The 15,216-nt window shown below is 36.5% G+C and carries 20 protein-coding genes; 15 read left to right on the top strand and 5 right to left on the bottom strand.

The window, feature by feature from the left end:
* Positions 1–40: 40 nt before the first annotated feature.
* The 3 genes from trmB to NCE97_RS10805 are packed head-to-tail and all read left to right on the top strand — an operon-like array spanning position 41 to position 1,684.
* A complete protein-coding gene (trmB, locus tag NCE97_RS10815) occupies positions 41–715 on the top strand; it encodes a tRNA (guanosine(46)-N7)-methyltransferase TrmB (protein WP_353779193.1) in 675 nt (224 codons plus the stop codon).
* A 2-nt stretch (positions 716–717) separates the two neighbouring features.
* Positions 718–1,350, top strand: coding sequence for a LysE family transporter (locus NCE97_RS10810; protein WP_353779192.1), 633 nt, complete (start codon positions 718–720; stop codon positions 1,348–1,350).
* 1 nt (position 1,351) lies between these two features.
* On the top strand, positions 1,352–1,684 hold the full coding sequence (locus tag NCE97_RS10805; protein ID WP_353779190.1) for an MGMT family protein: 333 nt from the start codon (positions 1,352–1,354) through the stop codon (positions 1,682–1,684).
* Here NCE97_RS10805 and NCE97_RS10800 read toward each other — a convergent pair whose 3' ends face one another.
* On the bottom strand, positions 1,685–2,074 hold the full coding sequence (locus NCE97_RS10800; protein ID WP_353779189.1) for a hypothetical protein: 390 nt from the start codon (positions 2,072–2,074) through the stop codon (positions 1,685–1,687). It lies immediately after the preceding gene.
* Between the two features lie 283 nt (positions 2,075–2,357).
* On the opposite strand from NCE97_RS10800, the gene NCE97_RS10795 reads away from it, so the two are divergent.
* From NCE97_RS10795 to NCE97_RS10775, 5 genes are all read left to right on the top strand, one after another.
* Positions 2,358–3,491 (top strand): Mrp/NBP35 family ATP-binding protein, encoded by a 1,134-nt coding sequence (locus NCE97_RS10795; protein ID WP_353779188.1) that lies wholly within the window; start codon positions 2,358–2,360, stop codon positions 3,489–3,491.
* Positions 3,492–3,494: 3 nt separating this feature from the next.
* Complete coding sequence (locus NCE97_RS10790) at positions 3,495–3,737, top strand: NifU family protein (protein WP_353779186.1); 243 nt, start codon at positions 3,495–3,497, stop codon at positions 3,735–3,737.
* A gap of 94 nt (positions 3,738–3,831) precedes the next feature.
* Positions 3,832–4,893 (top strand): NAD(P)/FAD-dependent oxidoreductase, encoded by a 1,062-nt coding sequence (locus tag NCE97_RS10785; protein ID WP_353779184.1) that lies wholly within the window; start codon positions 3,832–3,834, stop codon positions 4,891–4,893.
* A 47-nt stretch (positions 4,894–4,940) separates the two neighbouring features.
* The gene (locus tag NCE97_RS10780) at positions 4,941–5,297 is read left to right on the top strand and encodes a four helix bundle protein (protein ID WP_353779183.1); all 357 of its coding nucleotides are present in this window, start codon (positions 4,941–4,943) and stop codon (positions 5,295–5,297) included.
* A 21-nt stretch (positions 5,298–5,318) separates the two neighbouring features.
* A complete protein-coding gene (locus tag NCE97_RS10775) occupies positions 5,319–5,648 on the top strand; it encodes a 2Fe-2S iron-sulfur cluster-binding protein (protein ID WP_353779182.1) in 330 nt (109 codons plus the stop codon).
* Positions 5,649–5,737: 89 nt separating this feature from the next.
* On the opposite strand, the gene NCE97_RS10770 is transcribed toward NCE97_RS10775, so the two are convergent.
* From NCE97_RS10770 to NCE97_RS10760, 3 genes are all read right to left on the bottom strand, one after another.
* Positions 5,738–6,094, bottom strand: coding sequence for a hypothetical protein (locus NCE97_RS10770; protein ID WP_353779180.1), 357 nt, complete (start codon positions 6,092–6,094; stop codon positions 5,738–5,740).
* Between the two features lie 6 nt (positions 6,095–6,100).
* Complete coding sequence (locus tag NCE97_RS10765) at positions 6,101–9,223, bottom strand: leucine--tRNA ligase (RefSeq protein ID WP_353779178.1); 3,123 nt, start codon at positions 9,221–9,223, stop codon at positions 6,101–6,103.
* A 171-nt stretch (positions 9,224–9,394) separates the two neighbouring features.
* Positions 9,395–9,859 carry a GNAT family N-acetyltransferase gene (locus NCE97_RS10760; RefSeq protein ID WP_353779177.1) on the bottom strand — a complete coding sequence of 155 codons (465 nt, stop codon included), beginning with the start codon at positions 9,857–9,859 and terminating at the stop codon, positions 9,395–9,397.
* A gap of 116 nt (positions 9,860–9,975) precedes the next feature.
* Between NCE97_RS10760 and NCE97_RS10755 the strand changes: the two genes are divergently transcribed.
* The 7 genes from NCE97_RS10755 (at position 9,976) to NCE97_RS10725 (ending at position 14,533) form a co-directional block, all read left to right on the top strand.
* On the top strand, positions 9,976–10,854 hold the full coding sequence (locus NCE97_RS10755) for a cell division protein FtsX (RefSeq protein WP_353779176.1): 879 nt from the start codon (positions 9,976–9,978) through the stop codon (positions 10,852–10,854).
* 86 nt (positions 10,855–10,940) lie between these two features.
* Positions 10,941–11,294 carry a hypothetical protein gene (locus tag NCE97_RS10750; protein ID WP_353779175.1) on the top strand — a complete coding sequence of 118 codons (354 nt, stop codon included), beginning with the start codon at positions 10,941–10,943 and terminating at the stop codon, positions 11,292–11,294.
* Between the two features lie 12 nt (positions 11,295–11,306).
* Positions 11,307–11,564: a DUF3098 domain-containing protein gene (locus tag NCE97_RS10745; protein ID WP_353779174.1), complete on the top strand. Its 258-nt coding sequence runs from the start codon at positions 11,307–11,309 to the stop codon at positions 11,562–11,564.
* Entirely contained in the window at positions 11,564–12,169 is a 606-nt protein-coding gene (locus NCE97_RS10740; RefSeq protein ID WP_353779173.1) for an RDD family protein, read from the top strand. Before NCE97_RS10745 ends, NCE97_RS10740 begins: the two co-directional genes overlap by 1 nt.
* A gap of 24 nt (positions 12,170–12,193) precedes the next feature.
* On the top strand, positions 12,194–12,988 hold the full coding sequence (locus NCE97_RS10735) for an undecaprenyl-diphosphate phosphatase (RefSeq protein WP_353779172.1): 795 nt from the start codon (positions 12,194–12,196) through the stop codon (positions 12,986–12,988).
* A gap of 2 nt (positions 12,989–12,990) precedes the next feature.
* A complete protein-coding gene (gene truB / locus NCE97_RS10730) occupies positions 12,991–13,677 on the top strand; it encodes a tRNA pseudouridine(55) synthase TruB (protein WP_353779171.1) in 687 nt (228 codons plus the stop codon).
* 118 nt (positions 13,678–13,795) lie between these two features.
* A complete protein-coding gene (locus tag NCE97_RS10725) occupies positions 13,796–14,533 on the top strand; it encodes a hypothetical protein (protein ID WP_353779170.1) in 738 nt (245 codons plus the stop codon).
* Here the strand turns inward: NCE97_RS10725 and NCE97_RS10720 are convergent.
* Positions 14,530–15,138: a thioredoxin family protein gene (locus NCE97_RS10720; protein WP_353779168.1), complete on the bottom strand. Its 609-nt coding sequence runs from the start codon at positions 15,136–15,138 to the stop codon at positions 14,530–14,532. The genes NCE97_RS10725 and NCE97_RS10720 overlap by 4 nt on opposite strands.
* Between the last annotated feature and the right edge of the window lie 78 nt (positions 15,139–15,216).

Genomic DNA, 15,216 nt, shown 5'->3' with positions numbered 1-15,216 from the left:
CTAAAATGTTTCTTTAATTTTGCCAAAACATTAAATTATTGTGGGAAGCAAAAACAAGCTAAAACGATTCAAGGAGAATGATACATTTGAGAATGTTATCCAGCCCTCTCGTGACGAACTTATTACTAACGAGTTTTCATTGAAAGGGAAGTGGAACGAATCGTATTTTAAGAACAATAACCCATTAGTACTAGAACTTGGTTGTGGAAAAGGAGAGTATTCTGTAGGACTAGCTAAAAAATTCCCAGATAAGAACTTTATTGGTATAGATATAAAAGGAGCCAGATTTTGGAGAGGCGCAAAGACAGCTATAGAAGAAGGAATCAATAATGTTGCCTTCATAAGAATGCAAATAGAATTAATCGAATACGCATTTGATAAAGAAGAAGTAGATGAAATATGGATCACATTCCCAGATCCACAGATAAAATACAAGCGTACTAAACACCGCATGACTAATGCCGATTTCTTAAAGCGTTATAAATCCATCTTAAAACCAGAAGGGATAGTCAATTTAAAAACAGATAGTGAGTTTATGCATGGCTATACACTTGGACTTTTGCATGGAGAAGGACATGAAGTGATCTACGCAAATCACGATGTTTACAAAAATGAAGGTAGCCCAGAAGTAGTTACATCGATACAAACGTTCTATGAACAGCAATATTTAGAACAAAACAAACCAATTACGTATATTAGGTTCAAAATCAGGTAATATTGGATTTCACAATTATTTTCTTTTTGGGGCTGGTAATTGCATTAGTTGGTGTTGTTCCTCCTGGTTTACTTAATATGAATGCCGCCAAAATAAGCCTCAAAGAAGGACATGTAAGAGGCGTGATGTTTTCTATAGGTGTTTGCCTCATCGTTTGTGTTCAGACCTATATTGCAGCGATTTTTGCACGTTACATGACCAATCATCCAGAAGTTGTAGAAATATTACAGCGTGTAGCCTTTGTCATTTTCGTACTAATAACGATTTACTTCTTGCTATTAGCTCAAAAGCAAAAAAAGCAACAGATGGTAACTCCAAAGATTAAGAGTAAACACAGTCGCTTTTTTCAAGGGATGTTTCTGTCTAGTATCAATGTGTTTCCTATTCCGTATCAGGCATATATGACCATTACATTAGCTTCTTTTGGATGGATGCAATTCGATAAAATCAGTATCATATCCTATGTTGCTGGAGCTGCCACAGGAACTTTTGTGATGTTATATATCTATATCTTTTTCTTTGATAAGATTAGAGGCAAGAGCTTTACCTCACAAAAAAACATGAACTACATTATAGGAGCCATTACAGGTGTAGTGGCATTAATAACACTGTGTAACATTATTAAAGAGTTGTAAGATGAAGCCAGAAACACTTAACTTCTTTGATAAAGTTTATGAAGTCACAAGACTTATCCCTTATGGTAGAGTTACCAGTTACGGAGCCATAGCAAAATATTTAGGAGCAGCACGTAGCGCAAGAATGGTTGGCTATGCCATGAACGGTTCTGGAGGCAAAGATGTACCCGCTCATCGTGTTGTAAATCGAAAAGGACTACTTACAGGCAAACATCATTTCGATGGCACTAACCTCATGCAACAACTCTTAGAAAGCGAAGGTATAGAGGTTATAGAAAACCAAATCCAGAATTTCGATAAAGTTTATTGGGATCCAAGTACTGAATTACAATAATTACGAAGCAGAAACAGAAGTAATGTTTTCGGGCATGCTCTCACCAGAGTTTAATCTCGAAATGTTCGACAATAAATTCGTTTCATCCTCTAATAATGACTTTTTAAGAAGCGCAACCTCTTTCTTGATATCACTCTTTACTTGCTTCTTTAGCTGATCTGTGAAGGATAAGTTGAATAGCTTTTTGTACAGAAACACATGGTTCGAAATCATAACCTTTTCATCAGCGATGCTAATAGTGATTTCATTTTCAGAATCAATAAGATAGCATTCACCAGATCCAGGAGCCACTAGCTTTTTAATATTGCTGTCTCCAGAATATTTTTTCACGATGTCAAAAATAAATTGAGCATCTTCTTGTACCTCGGTTTTTTTCTTAAACGTAAACATAGTGAGTGTTTTTATCCAAAGTATTAGTTTGGCGTTTCTATATAATTAAGAAACAGTGAGATACGTGTAAGTCACCAAAATTTTATAAAAATCGATATAATACCCTTTTTTCTGTTTTTAGAGCATTTTTTCACGTTGAAATGTATGCGATTTGCGTAGTTTTTGTGTCATTTTGAAACATAATTAAACTCAATAATAGCATAAATAAAACTTCTTGTATGGTGAGATGTCTTCTGTCATTATTGACTATCTTTGCATTTTAGAATGAATCTTAATAGAGTTAATGAAACTTAATAAGCAAGATATATTAGATGCACTAAAAACCATTACTGTTCCTGGTGAAGGAGAGAATATGGTAGATAGTGGTGCAGTAACCAATGTAGTGACCTTTGCAGATGAGGTTATTGTTGATATCACTATAAAAAACCCAGCGCTTCAAGCAAAGAAAAAGACTGAGGTAGATATCATGAAAACTATTCATGATAAAGTGTATGAAAAGGCTAAAGTCAATGTCAATGTAAAAGTTGAAGCACCAGCCAAACCAACAAACCAGATTAAAGGAAAAGCCATTCCTGGCATTCAGAATATTGTAGCGGTAGCTTCAGGTAAAGGTGGCGTTGGAAAATCTACAGTGACCGCCAACATTGCTGTTACGTTAGCAAAAATGGGCTTTAAAGTTGGTGTGCTAGATGCAGATATTTATGGGCCGTCAATACCAATAATGTTCGATGTTGCTGACGAAAGACCATTAGCAGTCAATGTTGGAGGCAAATCCAAAATGAAACCCGTAGAAAACTATGGTGTTAAAGTATTGTCAATTGGATTTTTCACCAAACCAGATCAAGCAGTGATATGGAGAGGGCCTATGGCAGCAAAAGCCTTAAATCAAATGATCTTCGATGCGGCATGGGGAGACTTAGATTTCTTATTACTAGACTTACCACCAGGTACAGGAGATATTCACCTTAGCATTATGCAATCGCTTCCAGTCACTGGAGCCGTTGTGGTAAGTACGCCACAGAATGTAGCACTAGCCGATGCAAAAAAGGGAGTGGCAATGTTTCAGCAAGAGAGCATTAGCGTGCCGGTTTTAGGAATTGTTGAAAATATGGCTTACTTTACTCCAGAAGAATTGCCAGAAAACAAGTATTACATTTTTGGTAAAGAAGGTGCAAAAAACCTAGCTGAAGATTTAGAAGTACCATTTTTGGGAGAGATACCATTAGTACAAAGTATACGAGAAGCAGGCGATGTAGGTAGACCTGCGGCATTACAGACAGCTTCTACTTTAGAAGAAGCTTTTGAAGAACTAACTAAAAATGTGGTTCAGGAAGTGGTAAGACGTAATACCGATTTGCCACCTACAGAAGCAATAAAAATTACAACAATGGCTGGTTGCTCAGCCGTTAAGAAATAGAGTATGACTACAGAAGAAATAAAACTAAACGTAGAAAAAGCCTTGGCCGAAATTCGTCCATTTCTTCAAAGCGATGGAGGCGATATTTCGTTATTATCTATTGAAGATGACAAACGTGTAAGAGTACAGTTAGAAGGTGCTTGTATATCGTGTAGTGTCAATCAAATGACCTTAAAATCTGGTGTGGAAATGACTATTAAGAAATATGCACCACAGATAGAAGAAGTCATCAATGTAGAGGCTTAGCATGACTTTTGTCATAAAAGTTTTTTCAATTTCATTTTACTTTTGAATTACATTAAGTTGAATTAAAGTTAAGCCTGCTTTTGCAGGTTATATTATGATAAAAACAGATATACTCATCATAGGCGCTGGACCTACAGGATTGTTTACTGTATTCGAAGCAGGGCTTTTAAAATTACGTTGCCATCTTATCGATGCCTTACCACAGCCAGGAGGACAATGCTCTGAGATTTACCCAAAGAAACCCATCTACGATATACCTGCTTATCCTGAAATTTTAGCAGGAGACCTTACCGAAAAGCTATTAGAACAAGGCAAGCAATTTGAACCTGGATTCACATTAGGAGAGCGTGCCGAAACTATAGAAAAGCAAGAAGACGGATCGTTTATAGTAACGACAAATAAAGGTACGCAGCACCAAGCACCAGTAGTAGCCATAGCAGGTGGATTAGGGAGTTTTGAGCCAAGAAAACCATTGATTCATAACATTGCAGATTTTGAAGATAAAGGTGTAGAGTATATCATCAGAAATCCTGAAATGTATCGCGATAAAAAAGTGGTGATTGCAGGAGGAGGAGATTCAGCTTTAGATTGGAGCATCTTTTTAAGTGATGTCGCTTCCGAAGTTACATTGATACATAGACGAAACGAATTCAGAGGGCATTTGGATTCTGTAGAAAAAGTCCAAGAGTTAAAGAACCAAGGAAAGATAAACCTAGTTACACCAGCTGAAGTTATTGGATTAGTTGGTGATCATCACCTTAAAGCAGTTGTTGTAAAACAAGCACAGCATATAGAAAGAGAGTTTGAAATAGAATGCGATCATTTCATTCCGCTTTTTGGATTATCGCCTAAGCTTGGACCGATTGCAAATTGGGGCTTGGAGATTGAAAAGAATGCCATTAAGGTTAATAATGCATTAGACTATCAAACTAATATTCCAGGGATATTTGCTATTGGAGATGTCAATACCTATCCAGGAAAACTTAAGTTGATTCTTTGTGGCTTCCACGAAGCAACTATAATGTGTCAGGCAGCATATAAGATTATCAATCCGGGTAAGAAATATGTCATGAAGTATACTACAGTGAGTGGTATAGATGGGTTTGACGGCACACGAAAAGAAGCACCAAAAGCAGTAGTTAAGAAAATTGAATAATACTTTAGGGTATAGTCTTTTAGGAACTAGGAACTAGGAATTAGAAAATGGCAATAAAAAAGTTTGAAGACATCTTGGTTTGGCAAAAAGCTCAAGATTTTTCTGTAAGAATATATCAACAGTTTAATGCATCAAAAGACTTTGCCTTTCGGGATCAAATAACTAGAGCCTCTGTTTCAATATCAAACAATATAGCTGAAGGATTTGAAAGAAAGACTAATGCCGATTTTTCAAGATTTTTGTACTTTTCTTTAGGTTCAAATAGTGAAGTTAGGTCAATGTTATATCTTGCCGAAGAACTAGAATTAATTGCAGGAGTAAATTCCAAGGAGTTGATTGAAGCTTCTAATGAAATTTCAAGAATGCTTTATGGATTGATTAATTCGATGAAAACTAAATCCTAAGACCTAATAACTAATTCCTGTATGGAAGATATTAACATAACAATTATCGACCGTGACGGTGTTGAACATACTATAGAAGCACCAACAGATATGGCAATGAACCTTATGGAAGTTGTACGTTCTTATGAACTGGCTGAAGAAGGTACTATTGGTGTTTGTGGCGGCATGGCAATGTGTGCATCATGTCAATGCTATGTGTTATCTGACCACGATTTACCAGAAATGCAAGACGATGAGGATGCTATGCTTGCAGAAGCTTTTTACGTTAAGGATAATAGTCGTCTTGGTTGTCAAATTCAAATGACTCCAGCGATGGAGGGGCTTAAGGTGCAATTAGCTCCAGAGAGCTAAGAGATTCTTCGCTTCATTGTATTCGCTCTGAATGGCAAGGCTATATCATGTCGAACAAAGTGAGAAATCTACAAAACAATACTGCTTAACTATTCATCAGCAAGTGTTACTTTTATTGCTTTTTCATCTTCAAAAACAATAAGCAACTGTTCAGTTTTCGACTTAAAAAAACTAGGGACTGTTCCTATTTCATAAAGAAATACACTAGCAGAAGATATAGTAGCATTGGGCTTTCCTAGAAGTTTAATGGCTTCTTCTTTGGTCTTTCCTATTAGTAGTTGTTGTTCAATGAGATTATCGACCATTTTGTAACGTTCAGTAGGGAGGCGTTTCCAATCTTCAGTATCAAAACGTTTTTCAAACAATCGAAGTAGAGCAATACTAATGATGATTGACGCAACTAAGAATAAACCTATTTTTCCGTATCTGTTTAGTCTTAATTGCATAGCATACTATCCTACCACATTAACTATTCTACCTGGTACGACAATGACTCGTTTCGGTTCACGACCTTGCATTTGTGTTTGCGTGCGCTCATCTGCTAAAACAGCCTTTTCAATGTCTTCTTTGCTCATGTCTAGTGGAAACTCGATAGTAAAACGGGTTTTACCATTAAACGAAATCGGATACTCTTTAGTACTCTCAACCAAATGACTTTGATCAAAGATTGGGAACGCTGCTGTAGAAATCGATTCGTTATGACCTAGTGCTTCCCAAAGTTCTTCAGCAATATGTGGTGCATAAGGCGAAATCAATACCAATAGTGGCTCGAGAATATCTTTTGAAGTACACTTTTGCGCAGTCAATTCGTTTACCGCAATCATGAACGTCGATACAGACGTATTGAACGAGAAGTTCTCGATGTCTTCCTCAACCTTTTTGATGGTTTTATGAAGTGTCTTTAGATTGTCTTTTGTTGGTTCCACTTCGACTCCGCTCAGCGACCCGTCCATAAAAGGAATATATAGTTTCCAGAGTTTTTTGAGGAAACCGGATACACCTGTAATACCAGCAGTATTCCAAGGTTTGTATTGTTCTAATGGTCCAAGGAACATTTCATAAAGTCTTAAACTGTCGGCACCGTAATCTCTAACAATATCATCTGGGTTAACTACATTGAATTTAGACTTCGACATTTTTTCGACGTCTCTTTCAACTATGAAAGTTTTATCTTCTTCATAAAGAAATTGAGCATTTCTATATTCCTTTCTCCATTCCGTAAAAGCAATAGTATCTAGTTCATTAGAAGCATTAACAAAAGATACGTCAGCATGAATTGTACTTATGAACCTTGTGTAAGCAAAATCATCATCTTCAAAATATTTAATATCATCATCTGAAACTTGACTTTTGATTATATCTGTAATTCTCTGAGTTCTTTCTTTAATAATTTTATTGCCAAATGAATCATCCAGATTAATTCCAACACTTTTTGAGTAGTCAATTTCATTAACATAATAATATGATAAGAAAATTGGATTTTTGAGCTTAACAGTTTTAATTTTTTCTTTTGAGGCAACTTTTTTCCCATCTATTCTAGTTGCTTTGTTAATAATAACTTTATCAATTCTATTAACAAAAGCACTAGTCCCCAAAATCATTCCTTGGTTAATCAGCTTTTTAGCAAACTCATTATGAGGTACTAAACCAAGGTCGTACATAAATTTCTGCCAGAAACGTGCATAGAGTAGATGTCCTGTAGCATGCTCACTTCCACCAATATACAAGTCTACCTGTTGCCAGTAATCAATAGCCTCTTGCGAGAAAATCTCATTGGCATTATGAGGATCCATATAACGGTTAAAGTACTGTGAACTTCCAGCCCAACCAGGCATCGTATTCAACTCCAGCGGGAATACCGTTTTATGGTCTATCTTATCATTGTCTACAACTGTATTTGTTTCTGTGTCCCAAGCCCAAACTGTGGCATTACCAAGAGGTGGCTCACCAGTTTCGGTTGGTAAATACTTTTCCACTTCTGGTAAGGTAATTGGGAGATGCTCATCCGCAATCATTTGTGGCATACCATCCACATAATACACTGGGAATGGCTCGCCCCAATAACGCTGACGGCTAAAGACAGCATCACGCAGTCTATAATTGGTTTTGCCTTCACCTTGACCAATCTGTTCTAGTTCATAGATGACACGCTTTGTTGCCTTTTTGTAATTCATCCCATTGATGAAATCACTGTTTGCAATAATGGTATTATCCTTATCGGCAAAGGCTTCTTCAGAAATATCGACACCTTCAAAGATGTTTGGAATAGGAATATCAAAGTGCTTTGCAAAATCGTAATCGCGTTGGTCTCCACAAGGTACTGCCATCACAGCACCTGTACCATAACTAGCCAATACATAATCACCAATCCAAATCGGAATCGGTTCCTTGCTAAATGGATGCTCTGCATAGGCTCCTGTAAACACCCCAGAAATGGTTTTGACGTCTGCCATACGATCGCGCTCACTACGCTTTGCGGTAGCTTCAACATAGGCATCTACAGCATCTTTTTGCTCAGCAGTGGTAATCTTAGACACCAAATCGTGCTCTGGTGCAAGCGTCATAAAGCTTACTCCAAAGATGGTATCTGGTCGTGTGGTAAAGACATCGATGGTATTGGACACTGAGGTTCTCGAAGTGTCCATTTCTTCAGACGTTTCGAGAGCCTCAACGTCCGAATTAGAAATAACATTAAACGTAACGCTAGCTCCAACAGACTTTCCAATCCAGTTTTTCTGCATTTCTTTCAATGCATCGGTCCAATCTAAATCTTCTGTGTTATAATCAATACCATTAAGCAGACGTTCTGCATAAGCAGAGATACGCATGCTCCATTGTGTCATTTTTTTGCGAATCACTGGATGACCACCACGTTCCGATACTCCGTTTACGATTTCGTCATTGGCTAAAACAGTACCTAGTGCAGGACACCAGTTCACTTCGGTTTCAGCAAGGTATGTTAGTCTGTATTTTAAAAGAATTTCCTGTTGTTCAACATCAGAAAACGCGTTCCATGCTTCAGCAGTGAACGTTTCCGTATCATCATCACAAGTAGCGTTTATATTAGCATTTCCTTCAGCTTCAAACATCTTTATTAATTCTGAAATGTTTTCAGCTTTATTACTGTCATTATTATACCATGAGTTGAACAATTGAATGAATACCCACTGCGTCCATTTGTAGTACTTAGGGTCACTAGTTCTCACTTCACGAGACCAATCGAAAGAGAATCCTATCTGATCTAACTGACGACGATAGGTCTTAATGTTTTCTTCAGTAGTAATTGCAGGATGTTGCCCTGTCTGGATGGCATATTGCTCGGCAGGAAGTCCAAAACTATCATAACCTTGTGGATGTAAAACATTAAAGCCTTTGTGTCGCTTGTAGCGCGCATAGATGTCTGAAGCAATATAGCCCAATGGATGCCCAACGTGTAACCCAGCACCACTCGGATAAGGGAACATGTCTAGTACGTAATATTTAGGCTTATCTGAATTGTTTTCAGCCTTAAAGGTTTGGTTCTTAGCCCAATGGTCTTGCCATTTTTTCTCTATCTCGTTGAAATTGTATTTCATAACATTGCCTGCCAAAGTAGTTGTCTATTGGCTTATACTTTAATTGTTGTAGTCATTTTTTCATGTTGTCCTAACACCTAATGACTAAAGCCTAACAACTTTTTAAGCCGCAAATTTACAGTTAATCAAGTAGATTGAAAAGTGTATAGGAGACTAAAATGCAATGAATAATTATTTGAAATGAATTTTCATCCCTTCGTGTGATGCTGTAAAGCCCAAATCTTCATAAAATTGTATGGCTTCAGGTCTTCTTTTGTCTGTGGTAAGTTGTAGTAAATGCGCACCACGTTCTTTAGCACGTTCTATAGCAAATTGAAACATCTGTTTTCCTATGCCTTTACCTCTGAATTCTTTTTTAATTCTTACGGCTTCAATTTGACTTCTAATCCCGCCACGATAGGTTAAGTATTGGATAAAGGTGAGTTGTAAGGTGCCTATTATTTTAGAATCTTCGGTTTCTACAACGATTAGTTCTTGATTATTGTCACCGATAATGTTTTCAAAAGCTATTTGATAGGCTTCAGGAAGCGGAATCCGAAAGTCTTCTCTGGTGCTTCCAAGAGCATCGTCTGCAAGCATCTCTATGATACTTGGTAAATCACTTTTGGTTGCCTTTCTAAAGCTTATCGTATTCAAAATAATATGTGTTATGCAGACTAATTTACATCTATTATAACAATGTTGAAAGTTTAAGCGTTGTATTCCTTACGCAATTAGATTTGTTTTTTATTTTTACGCAATATCCGCGATTTATGAGTTCATCATTTGATAGGTATCAAAAACGAAAGTTAATTTCATCTTATTTTTCGGTTGTCGTAAGTATAGCTTTGGTGTTATTCTTATTGGGTTGTCTTGGTATGTTGGTATTGAATGCTAAGAAGGTTGCAGATCACTTTAAGGAGCAGGTGGTTATGACCATTTATCTTCAGGATTCTGCTAAAGATGTTGAGGTAAATCAATTGAAGAAGAGCTTGGCCATGGCAGATTATACCAAAACAACGACCTATGTTTCTAAAGAAGAGGCTGCCGAAATCATGAAAGCTGAAACTGGCGAGGACTTTATGGATTTTGTTGGATATAATCCTTTGAAGAACTCTATTGATGTTTATTTGAAAGCAGCGTATGTAACTACAGATTCGTTAGCCAATATTACTGATGATCTATCTGGGAAGGCGTTTATTGAAGAAATACGATATGACAATGACCTTGTTGAGATTATGAACAATAACGTAAAGAAGATCACATTTTGGGTATTATTAATCAGTGCCATATTCACTTTAATTGCGGTGTTACTTATCAATAGTTCTATACGATTGGCAGTGTATTCTAAACGCTTCATTATTAAAACCATGCAAATGGTTGGTGCCACAAAACGATTTATTAGAAAACCATTTGTATGGAAGAGTGTGCAACTTGGTGTCATCGGTGCTATTGTAGCTTTGATTGGAATGGCTGTAGTGTTGTATTATCTGAACCAAACATTCCCCGAATTAGAACTTCTTAGGCAGCCAGTGATGATTGGATTGTTGTTTGTTGGTATCTTTTTACTCGGAATCGTCATCACGTGGTTTAGTACTTTCATAGCCACTCAGCGCTTCTTAAACCTGAAGACAGATCAGTTGTATTATTAGTTGGATTATGGACGTTAGGTGTTGGTGGTTAGTACCCTAGCATAATAATTCTTGAAAAGTTACGTTCAAAAGAAAACCACCAACCAATGAAACGATTAGTACTTCTCTTTTGTCTTTTAGCTTTTGCTATTGTTGCGCTTTTTGCATTTAAATCCTGTATTATCCAAAATCCTAAACCCGAAGAATGTGTCGTAATGACCATAAAAGTTACCAATATCACAGAAGGTGGTGTGAAGGATATTGTGTTTCATGATGCTGGTAGCGACTTCTATTATATCAACAGAGGATTGGAGCAAGGATTAAATTTAGATTCCCTTAAGACAAAAGTTTTAAATAAAACCGTTACTTTGCACCTGGCTAAAGTACTTGGTGGTATTACTTCGGAGCATATCTCACAATTAGCTCTAGGTGATGAGATTATTTACACTGAGTTCAGGTAATTAAGACTAAACATGGGCGAAAAAAAACGTAAAGAAGCATCTAAAAACGAATTCATTTTCGGAAAGAAAAACTACAAGTGGATGTTCATTGGGTTAGCATGTATTGCGATTGGATTTATACTCATGGCAGGAGGAGGAAGTGATGATCCTAATGTTTGGAACGATGATGTGTTTAGTTGGAGACGTATTCGGTTAGCTCCGACTTTAGTGTTGATAGGCTTTGGAATTCAGGTCTATGCCATCTTATTAAATCCGAATAAAGACAAATAATGCATATAGCTAGTTTTAGAAAGCGAATTCTAGCTTTTTTACTAGATTACTTTTTTGTAGGTTATATATTTTCTGGTGTTGTTTCCTTTATTTTTATGGGTGAAGATTACTTTTTTACCTCACCTAGAACTCTGAAAATTTCCTTGATTATTTCTTTAATTTTTCCAGCGTATAAGATGTTGGGAGAATGGAAATATGGTCATACAATAGGGAAGAGGATAATGAGTATGAAAGTAGTTTCTCAAGAGTATACATCAATAACATTCAAACAAAGTGTTACAAGAAATGGTTATTTGGTCTTGTATTTTGTTATTCCTCATTTGGTTATGCTACTATTCCATGATCAGTTGTTCGACTTTAATGAGACTAAGGGAGGTAATATGGCTGAAGTAATAATAGACAACGCAATTGGGTTATTTCAAGTGATAATAACCTTTATTATCATAGCCTGTTTTTATTTTATATATAGCATAGTTTGGTTGTTAATTATTTTTATGAGTGCTATTAATGCAGTTGATAATGTAAACAAACAAACATTCTTCGATGTAATGTCCAAAACACTTACGGTTTTTATCCAAAAAGAAACGCTTAGAATAGAATCTTAATCAGTTTTTGATACCTTTGACGCCATGGAAATTATTGATGCAATTGTCTTAGGAATCATTCAAGGTTTAACAGAGTTTTTACCAGTATCTTCTAGTGGTCATTTAGAGTTGGGTAAGGCTATACTTGGTGATGAATCCATGCCAAAAGAAAGCTTGTTGTTTACGGTTATATTACACTTTGCAACCGCATTGAGTACCATTGTCGTTTTTAGAAAGGACATCTGGAACATTCTAAAAGGCGTTTTGAAATTTCAATGGAATGAAGACATGCAGTTTGCTGCCAAGATTGCATTATCCATGATACCAGCTGCATTGATAGGTTACACCTACGAGAGTGAATTAGCAGAACTTTTCGGTGGAAATATAAAAATGGTAGGTTTTATGCTTATCCTAACAGCGTTGTTACTCTATTTAGCAGATAAAGCAAAAGATACCACGAAGAATGTATCCTTCAAAAATGCAATAGTTATAGGATTTGCCCAAGCCATTGCTATGCTTCCAGGCATATCGAGATCTGGAGCCACGATATCTACTTCGGTATTATTAGGGAATGATAAGACAAAAGCTGCGCGCTTTTCATTTTTGATGGTAGTGCCATTGATTTTTGGTAAGATTGCTAAGGATATTGTTACTGGAGAATTGAGTTACGAAAGCTCTAATATTTCAACATTATCTATAGGATTCGTTGCAGCATTCATTTCTGGGTTATTGGCCTGCACCTGGATGATAAAACTGGTAAAGCAAAGTAAGCTGGTTTACTTCTCCGTGTATTGTGTCATTGTAGGTTTAATTGCCATAGGAATGGCATCAGCTTCGTAATTATGGACGCATTGTATTTTACATCAGGGCAAGTTTTGCTGATTGATAAACCTCTTGAGTGGACTTCTTTTCAGGTAGTAAATAAACTACGTTGGGCTATCCGTAAAAATTTCAACATTAAAAAAATAAAAGTAGGCCATGCAGGGACGTTAGACCCTTTGGCAACAGGTCTATTAGTCATTTGTACAGGCAAAATGACAAAACAGATTAATACTTTTCAAGGACAAGAAAAGGAGTATACTGGAACCATAGTTTTAGGTAGTACTACACCATCGTATGATCTTGAAACTGAAATCAACGCTACATTTCCTACTGAACATATTACCGAAGAACGCATCAAAGCAACAACTTCGACATTTATTGGTAATATAGAACAATATCCTCCAGTATTTTCAGCAGTTAAAAAAGATGGCAAGCGATTATACCAATTTGCCAGAGCTGGTCAGGATGTTGAGATAAAACCACGACAGGTAACTATTTCAGAGTTTGAAATCACTAAGATCGAAGGCAAAAACGTAGACTTTAGAGTGGTTTGCAGTAAAGGCACCTATATTCGGTCTCTAGCTCACGATTTTGGTAAAGCGCTCGACTCTGGAGCTCATCTTTCCGCATTACGAAGAACACGAATAGGTGATTTTAAGGTTGAAGACGCTATCTCTCCGGAAGAATTTGTAGAAAGTTTGGGCTGATTTTTGCTCAATTATTTTATGAATTTGAAAAACAAGCATTTCTATAGAAGTGTCTGTTTTTGAAGCATATCAACTATTTTTTGAGATATAACGTATATATTTACCTAAAACAAAGCACTTGAATCTATCAGATAGTCATAAGGCGCTACTAATAACTGTTCTTCTAACGGGGACTATGGTTATGGCTATGTTTGCTGTTCATATTAAAAAACAAGATGAACGCATTGCAGAAAGCTTCTATGAATTAACACCAGAAACCGAAGAAGAAAAAGAAAAGCGATTGTTGGAAGAATTGGCTTCCAAACTTCCGCAAACCAATTCAGCCTTAAATGAAGATCAGGAGTTTAAAGATTTAATGAAGAATTTCAAATCAATGAATTCTAATGATTTTGAAAAGACCATGAAATCTATTGAAGAGGAGCAGCTTCAGAATGAAGATCAAGACGTGTTGACCGAAAACTCTAGAGTCAGTTCTTCACAAGGAAACTATGCCATTAAAGACATTGATAAGTCTTCATTCAAAAAGATAAATGATAAGTTGGCAATGCATACCAGAGATGCTTCCAAAAAAGGTGTAAATGCTAACAGCACATTAACCTATTCACTCAAAGGAAGAACACTGTTAGAGTACAATACGCCAAGATACCTTTGTGAAATCAGTGGTAAAATGGTCATTAATATCACTGTTAATGCTCAAGGTGCTGTAACCGATGCTTATGTCAACACGACGTCTACATCTACAAACGAATGTCTCATTGAACATGCACTAGAGTATGCCAAAGCAGTTACATTCGACACTTCAAGTAACACGTCGCAATTAGGTTCAATTACTTTTTACTTTAAAGGGAAAAATTAGATTCCGAGTATACCCTTAAGGTCCTTAATAGCCGTTTGTCCTTTGTCTTTGTTGTACCAACGTTGCAAATCTTCTTTGAATTCTGGAGTTAGTTGACCATGCTCAGCCTTATACGCGTTAACCATTTCAGTAGCAACAGAAGGTCTTGGACCATAAGTGTTTACAACATCACCAGTGGCATTGTTTATCATAATAAGTTTAGGAATAGATCTACCTCCATTAGTAAGGTATTGATCCATTAATTCTAAATGCTCATCCCTAAACACAATACGTAGTTTAATGTTAGGATTTAGCTCAGAAAATTTATGCATTACAGGCAGAAGATGTGCTGCATCACCACACCAGCTTTCCGAAATCACCAACCATGTAGTGTCACCAGAAAAGGACTGAATAGTTTCCACGCTTTCAGGGTCAACCTTTACTGTTTTATCCCAACGTTTCATACGCCTGTCGTTTAACATGGTATAGTTGATCAAAGCTTCAGACTGATTGTCACCACTAGTTTGTTTATGTTCAACCTGGTCTGCAACCAAAGCTCTGTAATCGTTGTATGTAATACTGCTTTCTAAAGCAGTTTCGATAGTTTTATCTAGAATCATTTCCATTTTTCTTCAATATTAAGAATTCTATTACGTAAAATGCGTAACAGTTCTTACATTAGTAGTTGAATTCTGAAAAACTTA

It is taken from the genome of Winogradskyella sp. 3972H.M.0a.05 (genome assembly GCF_040493455.1).
GTDB lineage: Bacteria > Bacteroidota > Bacteroidia > Flavobacteriales > Flavobacteriaceae > Microcosmobacter.
This window is presented reverse-complemented; position numbering and strand designations above follow the sequence as displayed.